2 protein-coding genes are annotated in these 8,882 nt (G+C 77.9%); both read left to right on the top strand.

From position 1 onward, the window contains the following. Positions 1 to 52: 52 nt before the first annotated feature. A complete protein-coding gene (locus AB0O82_RS20980; protein WP_363585483.1) occupies positions 53 to 5,572 on the top strand; it encodes a type I polyketide synthase in 5,520 nt (1,839 codons plus the stop codon). Next, positions 5,569 to 8,769, top strand: coding sequence for an amino acid adenylation domain-containing protein (locus AB0O82_RS20975; RefSeq protein WP_331744776.1), 3,201 nt, complete (start codon positions 5,569 to 5,571; stop codon positions 8,767 to 8,769). The genes AB0O82_RS20980 and AB0O82_RS20975 overlap by 4 nt, the downstream gene beginning before the upstream one ends. The last annotated feature ends 113 nt before the right edge of the window (positions 8,770 to 8,882 follow it).

Genomic DNA, 8,882 nt, shown 5'->3' with positions numbered 1-8,882 from the left:
CGCCGGACCCCCGCGAGCCGCGTCGCATCACCACCCATGAGGAGAAAGCCCGATGACCACCCACGCCCCTGGGGGCCCGGCCGCCGCACCGCCGGACCTGCCGGACGCGATCGCCGTGACCGGCCTCGCCTGCCGGTTCCCCGGAGCTCCCGACGCCGGGGCCTTCTGGGCCAACCTGGTCGCGGGCCGCGAGAGCGTCACCTTCCGGAGCCCCGAGGAGCTGGCGGCCCTGGGCGTCCCCGCCGAACGGCTGGCCGACCCCCGGTTCGTCGGGGCGGGCGGCGTGCTGGAGGGCCTCGCGGAGTTCGACGCCGAGTACTTCGGCATCCCGCCCCGCGACGCCGAGCTGATGGACCCCCAGCACCGGCTGTTCCTGCAGTGCGCGGTCACCGCGCTGGAGGACGCCGGGCAGCTGACCGACGGCGTCGAGGGCGGCGTGGGCGTCTACGCCTCGGCCGGCTTCAACTCCTACCTGACGCACCACCTGCTGCCCAACGCGGCCCACCTGGCCGACCGGGCCGACGTCCAGTGGCTGGCCGCCGGGGACAAGGACTACCTCGCCACCCAGACCTCCTACCGGCTGGGCCTGACCGGCCCGAGCCTGAGCGTGCAGAGCGCCTGCTCCTCCGCCCTGCTCGCGGTCCACCTGGCCGCCGAGGCGCTGCTCAGCGGCGAGTGCGACGTGGCGCTGGCCGGCGCCGTCTCCGCCGGGATCGGCCAGGGGCTCGGCTACCTGCACGCCGAGGGCGGCATCCTCTCCGCCGACGGGCACTGCCGCCCCTTCGACGCCGACGCGACCGGCACGGTCTTCGGCAGCGGCGTCGGCGTGGTGGTGCTGAAGCGGCTGGCCGACGCGGTCGCCGACGGCGACACCGTACGGGCCCTGCTGCTCGGCTCGGCGGTCAACAACGACGGGAACCGCAAGGTCGGCTTCACCGCGCCGAGCCTGGACGGACAGGTCCGGGTCGTCTCGGCGGCCCAGTCCGTGGCCGGGGTCACGCCCGGCGAGGTCTCCTGCATCGAGGCGCACGGCACCGGCACCGCGCTCGGCGACCGGATCGAACTCGCCGCGCTGGGGCGGGTGTTCGCGGACGCCCCGGACTCCCGCCGGGTGCTCGGCGCGGTCAAGTCGAACGTCGGCCACCTGGACACCTGCGCCGGGATGGCCGGGCTGATCAAGACGGTGCTCGCACTCCAGCACCGCACGCTGCTGCCGACCGTGCACTTCGAGAGCCCCAGCCCCGAACTGGCCCCGGGCCTGTTCCGGGTGCTGACCGAGGCCGAGCCGTGGTCCGGCCGCGACGGCGCCCGAATCGCGGGCGTCAGCTCCTTCGGCATCGGCGGCACCAACGCCCACCTGATCCTCCAGGACGCGCCGCCGCTGCCCGCCGCGCCCGCCGCCGAGCCCGCGCAGTGGGAGCTGCTGCCGCTGTCCGCCAGGAGCGAGCGGGCGCTCGACCGGGCCGCCGAGCGGATCGGCACGGCGCTGGCCGCCCCCGGTGCGCCCGGCGCGGGCGACGCCGCGTTCACCCTCCAGACCAGGCGGCGCCACCACCCGTGGCGGCGCGCCGTCCTGACCGGGCGTTCGGGCGAGGCGTCCCCCGCCGCCCAGGCCGTCCAGGCCGTCGGAACCGGTCGGAAGGTGGCCTTCCTCTACCCCGGGCAGGGGGCCGGCCACCCCGGCATGGCGGCCGAGCCGTACCGCGCCGAGCCGCTCTTCCGCGCCGCGCTCGACCGCTGCCTGGACGCCCTGCGGCCGTGGACCACGGCGCCGCTGCGCGAGCTGCTGCTCGACCCGGCCCACCCGGACCTGTTCGACCGGACCGAGACCGCCCAGCCGGCCCTGTTCGCGGTGGAGTACGCGCTCACCGCGTGGTGGACGGGGCTCGGCGTCCGGCCGGTCGCACTCGCCGGGCACAGCGTCGGCGAGTTCGCGGCCGCCTGCGCCGCCGGGGTCTTCGACCTGCCCGGCGCCGCCCGGCTGGTGGCCGAACGCGGCCGGCTGATGGGCACCATGGCGCCCGGCGCGATGCTCAGCGTCCCGCTGCCCGAGCCGGAGCTGCGCGCCCTGCTGGACGACCCGGCCGGGCCGGAGCTGGCCGCCGTCAACGCGCCCGACCGCTGCGTGGTGGCCGGCGCCCCCGAGGCGGTCGCGCGGCTCGCCGAGCGGCTGGCCGCGCGCGGTGTGGCCGCCCGGCAACTGGCCGTGCGGCACGCCTTCCACTCCCGGGACGCCGAACCGCTGCTGGAGGAGTTCGCCCGGCTGGTCGCCACCGTCCCGGTCCAGGCGCCCGCCGTGCCGCTCGTCTCCGGCCTGACCGGGCGTGAGCTCACCGCCGAGGAGGCCGCGTCACCGGAGTACTGGGCGCGCCAGCTGCGGCACACCGTCCGCTTCGCCGACGCGCTCGCCGCGCTGCCGGGCGACGGCCCGCTGCTGGAGCTCGGCCCCGGCCGGGGGCTGAGCGGCTTCGCCGTACGGACCCTGGGCGCCGGAAGCCCCGCGCTGCCCACCCTCGGCGGCGCCGCGCCCGCCCCGGACCAGCCGCCGGCCCGGCTCACCGCGCTGGCCCGGCTGTGGGAGCGGGGCACCGAGGTCGACTGGTCCGCCCTCGGCGAGCGCGCCGGGCGCCGGCACGTCTCGCTGCCGGGCTACCCGTTCGAGCCCACCCGGCACTGGTTCGAGCCCACCGCCGCCGAACCCGCCGCCGTCACCGCCCAGGGCCCCGCCGGGCCCGCGCAGGTTTCCGACGGTGCGAGCGGCGTGGACGACTGGCTGCACGTCGTGTCCTGGACGCAGGCCCTGCCGCCGTCCGGCACCGGGCCGCTCCCGCCGTCGGTGCTCCTGCTCGCCGACGAGTCCGGCCTCGCCGAGGCCGTCGCCGGAGAGCTCGCCGCCGCCGGTGCCCAGGTCAGCCTGGTCCGCGCCGGGGCATCCACCGCGCTCACGCACGGCACCCCGTTCACGCTCGACGCCGACGACCCCGCCGCCTTCCCCGCGCTGGCCGCCGCCCTGGCCGCGCGCGGCACCGCGCCGGACGCCGTCCTCTCCTGCTGGGCCCTGGACACCCCGCCGCTGCGCTCGGCCACCCCGGGCGAGGCGGCCGACGGCGCGCTGCGCGCCCTCACCGTCCCGGTCCAGCTGGCCCGGGCCCTGGGCGAGGCGTTCCCCGGCCGGCCGCTGCGGATGCTGCTGGTCACCGACGCCGCCCACGGGGTGCACGGGCAGCCCGCCCGCACCCCGCAGGCCGCCGCCGGGCTGGGCGCGGTGCGGGTGCTGCCGCAGGAGCTGCCCGGCGTCACCGTCCAGGCCCTCGACCTGGACTGCCCGACCCGGGAACCCGAGGAACTGGCCCTGGCGGCGCAGACCGTGGTGGCGCAGCTGCGCGCCGGGCACGCTGCGGCGCCGCTGACCGCCGTCCGCGGCCGGGCGCACCTGGTGCCGGCCCCGGAGCGGCCCGTCCTCACCGACCCGGCCGGGCCGCAGCCCGCCGCGCCGTCCGGCGTGTGGCTGGTCACCGGCGGCCTGGGCGGGATCGGTCTGGCCGTGGCCGGCCACCTCGCCGAGGACGCCGACCGGACGCTCGTCCTGCTCACCCGCCGTGCCGTCCCCGACGGCGCCGGCTGGCGGAGCCTGCGCCCCGAGGACGCGGCGCCCGCCGCGAGCTGCCCGCCGGAGCTGGCCGAGGCCCTCGCCGGGCTGACCGCGCACGGCGCCCGGCTCTGCCTCGTCCAGGCGGACGTCACCGACGAGGCCGCGCTCGGCGCCGCGCTCGACCGGGTCCGGGCCGCGTACGGCCCGATCGCCGGGGTGGTCCACGCCGCCGGGGTGCCCGGCGGTGGCGTCACCGCCCTGCGCAGCGCCGGGGAGATGGCGCGGGTGCTCGCCCCCAAGGTGCTCGGCACCGTCCTGCTGGAGCGGCTGACGGCCGTGGACCGGCCGGTGCTGGTGCTCTGCTCCTCGGTGCTGGCGGTCACCGGCGCGGTCGGCCAGGCCGACTACACCGGCGCCAACGCCTTCCTGGACAGCTTCGCCGCCGGCTCCCGGGCCGCCGTGTCGATCGGCTGGGACCGCTGGTCGCAGACCGGCATGGCGCTGCGGTCCGGCCGGCGCGACTGGCTCGACGGCGGCGAGGTGCTCGACCACGCCCTGTTCGACGCCCGCCGGGCGGAGCCGGACGGGACGGTGGAGCTGCGGCTGCGCCGCACCGGGCAGAGCGCCTGGCCGGCCGAGGAGCACCGGATCGGCGACGTCCCGGTCCTGCCCGGCACCGCGCTGCTCGAACTCGCCGTCGCCGGGCACCGGTTGGCGGTCGGGGACGGGCCGGTCGAGCTGGACGCGGTCTTCACCCACCCGCTGCGGATGCCCGCCGACGCCCCGCCCGAGGTCACCCTGCGGCTGCGTCCGGCGCCCGACGGCGGGCACCTGTGGGAGGTGCGCTCCACCGCCGTGCCGTCCAGGCCGCACGCCCAGGGCCGGATCGCGCCGTACGGGGGCGACTCCCCCGAGCGCCTGGACCTCGACGGCCTCGCGGCCCGCTGCGCCCCGGTGCCGCAGGTCGCGGTGTCCGCCGCCGCCGGGGAGCGGCCCGGCGGCGCCAGCGGGCTGCGCACCGGGCCGCGCTGGGAGAGCGTCACCGAGGTCCGCGAGGACGGGCGCGGCGGGGCGATGCTGCGGCTGCGCCTGCCCGAGGCGTTCCACGGCGACCTGGCCGCGCACCCGCTGCACCCCGCGCTGCTGGACACCGCCACCGGCGCCGTCACCGCCCGCACCGGCAGCCACCTGCCGGTCGCCTACCGCCGCCTGGTGGTGCTCGGCCCGCTCGGCCCCGAGGCCGTGGTGCGGGTCGACCGCCGCTCCGGTGACGCCGGGGCGGGCGACACGCTGGTCGTCGACGTGGTCGTCGCCGGGCCGGACGGCGCTCCGGCCGTGCTCGTCGAGGGCTTCGTGCTGCGCCCGGCCCCGGCCGCCCCCGGCCCGGACGCGGGGCACGCCGCGGCCGCCGGGCCCGAGCAGGGCGGCATCCCGACCCGGGAGGGCCTGCTGGCCTTCGACCGGATCCTGGCCAACCGTCACCTCCCGCACGTGCTGGTCAGCCCCCGCGCGGCCGGGCCGGCCACGCCCGTCCCGACCGCATCGCAGGCCGCGCCGGAGGCCGCCCTGGCGTCCGCACCGGCGACCGGCCCCGAGGGGCTGGAGGAGCAGATCGCCGCGGTCTGGTCCCGGTTGCTGGGCGTCCCCCGGATCGGCCCCGAGGACAGCATCTTCGAACTCGGCGGCGACTCCCTGCTGATCGTCCAGATCACCGCCGAACTCCAGCGGCAGGGCCTGACCGTCTCCCCCGGCGACCTCTTCGCCCACCCCACCGTCGGACAGCTCGCCGCCCGGCTGCGCGCGGACCGCACGCCCGCCGCCGCCCCGGCGTCCGACACCCCCGCCCCGCCCACCGCTCCCACCGAGCCCGATCCGGCCCCCGCGAAGGGGGCGGGCGAGGCGTTCTCGGACGCGGACCTCAGCGAAGACGACCTGGCCCGGGTATTCGCCCTGTTCCGGTCAGGAGAGGACACCAAGTGAACGACATCGAGGACATCTACCCGCTCTCGCCGACCCAGGAGGGGATGCTCTTCCACAGCACCACCTCCCCCGAGCACGGCCTGTACGTCGAGCTGACCACCTTCCGGGTGCGCGGCGAACTGGACCTGACGGAACTGGGAGCAGCCTGGCAGCGGGCGATCGCCCGGCACCCGGTGCTGCGCACGGCCTTCGTCCGCGAGCGGATCCGCACCCCGCACCAGGTGGTGCTGCCCAAGGCGGACCTGCCGATCGAGTTCCGCGACCTGTCCGGGCTGGACGAGCCGGCCCGGGAGCGCGCCGTCGCCGAGGAGCTGGAGCAGCGCGCCCGCGAGCGCTTCGACCTGGCCCGGCCGCCGCTGATGCGGCTGCTGGTGCTGCGCCTGCCCGACGAGCACCTGGTGGTGTGGACGTACCACCACCTGCTGCTGGACGGCTGGTCCGCCGCGCTGCTGCTGGCCGAGGTCACCGCCGGACTGTCCGGTGACGCCGCCGAGCCGCCCGCGCCGCCCGCCTTCCGCGAGTACATCGCCTGGCTGGGCCGTCAGGAGGCCGAGCGCGACCGCGCGTTCTGGACCGGCTACCTGGCGGGCTACCGCGAGCCGGCGACGCTGAGCCTGCCCGGCGTGCGCCCGGGCGCCAAGCCGTCCGGCGACTTCCGCACGGTGCGGGCCGAGCTGCCCGCCGAGACCGTCACCGCGCTGCGGCGGCTGGCCGCCGGCAAGGCGACCACGCTCAGCAGCCTGGTCGAGGCCGCCTGGGCGGGGACGGTCGCGCGCCACAGCGGCCGCGACGACGTGGTGGTCGGCGTGACCGTCTCGGGCCGCCCCGTCGACCTGCACCGGGCGGACCGGATGCTCGGGATGTTCATCAACACCGTCCCGGTGCGGGTGCGGATCGACCGGGAGCTGCCCGGCGACGAGTGGCTGGCCCGCCACGCCGCGACCCGCCACCCGCTGCTGGACCACCAGCACACCCCGCTGACCGACATCCAGCGCTGGGCCGACACCGCGCCCGGCGTGCCGCTGTTCGACACCGTCGTGGTGGTCGAGAACTACCCGGACCGCACCGAGGCGGTGCTCTCCCACGGCGCGGTCACGGTCAGCGACGTCCGCTACGAGACGCGGACCAACTACCCGGTCACCCTGGTCGTGCGGGCCGCCGCCGAGATGCAGCTCCAGGCGGTGGTGGACGCCGGGCGGATCACCCCGGAGGAGACCGGCGCGCTGCTCGACCACGTCGTCGCGGTGCTGACCCGCATCGCCGCGCAGCCCGGCCGCCCGGTCCGCGAGCTGCTCGCCGTCCCCGAGGCGGCCCGCGCCCGCCAGCTCGACACCTGGAACGGCAGCGAGATCGACCGCGGCGAGCCGTCGGCCCTGCTGTCCGGGCTGATCGACGACGCGGTCCGCAGCCGCCCGGACCACCCGGCGGTGGTCGACCAGCAGACCCGGTACAGCTACCGCGAACTCGACCGGCGGGCCGAGGCCCTGGCCCGGCAGCTGGCCGCGCGCGGCGTGCGCCCCGGCGACCGGGTGGGCGTCTGCCTGGGCCGCAGCGCCGACCTGGTGACCGCGGTGCTGGCCGTCGCCCGGGCCGGGGCCGCGTTCGTCCCGCTCGACCCGGCCCACCCGGTGGAGCGGATCGGCCTCGTCCTGGCGGACGCGGCCCCGGCCGTGGTGCTCACCGACGCGACCGGCGCGCCCGCGCTGGCCGGCTGGGACGGCACCGCCGTCGACCTGGCCTCCCTGGACCTGGCCGACCTCGACCTGATGCTCCAGGAGGCCGCCGACCCCGCCGCCGCCGAGCTGCCGGGCGCAGCCCCGGACGGCCTCGCCTACCTGATGTTCACCTCCGGCTCCACCGGCCGCCCCAAGGGCGTCGCCGTCGGCCACCGGGCACTGGCGAACCTGGTGGACAGCCTGGCCCGCCGTCACCCCGGCCTCGACGGCGACACCCGCTTCCTCGCCCTCACCACGCTCGGCTTCGACACCTCGCTGGCCGAGCTGCTGGTGCCGCTCGCCGTCGGCGCGACGGTGCACGTCGGCGGCCAGGCCCTCGGGCTGAGCGGCCGCGAACTCGACCGCTACAGCGTCGAGCACGGCATCACCGCGCTCCAGGCCACCCCGTCCCGCTACCGGGCGCTGCTGGACTCCGACTGGCAGGGCGCCGGCCGCCCCCGGCTCTACAGCTGCGGCGAGGCCTTCCCCGCGGACCTGGCGGCGCCGCTGGCCGAGCGCGGCGAGTCGGTGTGGAACATGTACGGGCCGACCGAGACCACCGTGTACTCCAGCGTCGAGCGGATCACCGCCGACACCACCCGGGTCACCGTCGGCCGCCCGATCGCCAACACCGTGCTGCACGTGCTGGACACCGTGGACGGCGAACTGCTGCCGGTCGGCTGCGTCGGCGAGCTGTGCATCGGCGGCGACGGCGTGGCCCAGGGCTACTGGCAGCGGCCCGAGCTGACGGCCGAGCGGTTCGTCACCGACCCGTTCACGGGCGGCCGGATGTACCGCACCGGCGACCACGCCCGCCGCCTGCCCGACGGGCGGATCGAACTGCTCGGCCGGATGGACCGCCAGCTCAAGCTGCGCGGCTACCGGATCGAGCCCGGCGAGATCGAGCAGGTCCTGCTGGCCCTGCCCGAGGTGGCGGCCGCCGCGGTCGCCGTCCGGGAGGGCCGCCTGGTCGCCTGGGTGGTGCCCGCGGACCGGGGCGCCCCGCTCGACACCCCCGGGGTCCAGGCCGGGCTGCGGCGCTCGCTGCCCTCCTACATGGTCCCCGAGGCGGTCACCGTCCTCGCCGAGCTGCCGCTCACCCCGGCCGGCAAGACCGACCTGCTCGCCCTGCCCACCCCGGCCGGGTTCGCCGACGAGGCCGCGCCGAGCGGCGGGCCGGGCGGCACGGCGGACCACGAGGCGCTGGTGGCCCGGCTGTTCCGCGAGGTCCTGGCACTGCCGGAGGTCGGTTTGGACGACGACTTCTTCGAGCTGGGCGGCGACTCGCTGCGCGCCCTGCGACTGGTCTCCCGGCTGGAGGCGGAACTCGGCTGCTCGCTCGACATCGAGCTGCTCTTCGACTCCTCCACGGTCCGCGACCTCACCGCGGCCATCGGCCCCGCCCTGGCCGACGCCGACGCACCGGCCGACGCCGACGCACCGGCCGGCTCCGACGCCCCGGGCTCCGACGCCGACCAGTGAACCAACCGGCGTCCCGGCGGCCGGCCCCCCCCGCCCGGCCCCCCCGGGGGGGCCGCGCCACCACCGGGATCTCCGGCCCGGCGTCCGGTAGCCCCAGGTACTTCCTGACCGCC

This window comes from Kitasatospora sp. NPDC088264 (assembly GCF_040685715.1).
GTDB lineage: Bacteria > Actinomycetota > Actinomycetes > Streptomycetales > Streptomycetaceae > Kitasatospora.
The sequence above is the reverse complement of the archived record's forward strand: the minus strand, read 5'-3'. Positions and strand labels throughout refer to the sequence as shown.

Excerpts from the sequence above, each read along its gene's own strand:
- AB0O82_RS20980 (WP_363585483.1), top strand. The coding sequence starts at position 53 with ATGACCACCCACGCCCCTGGGGGCCCGGCCGCCGCACCGCCGGACCTG.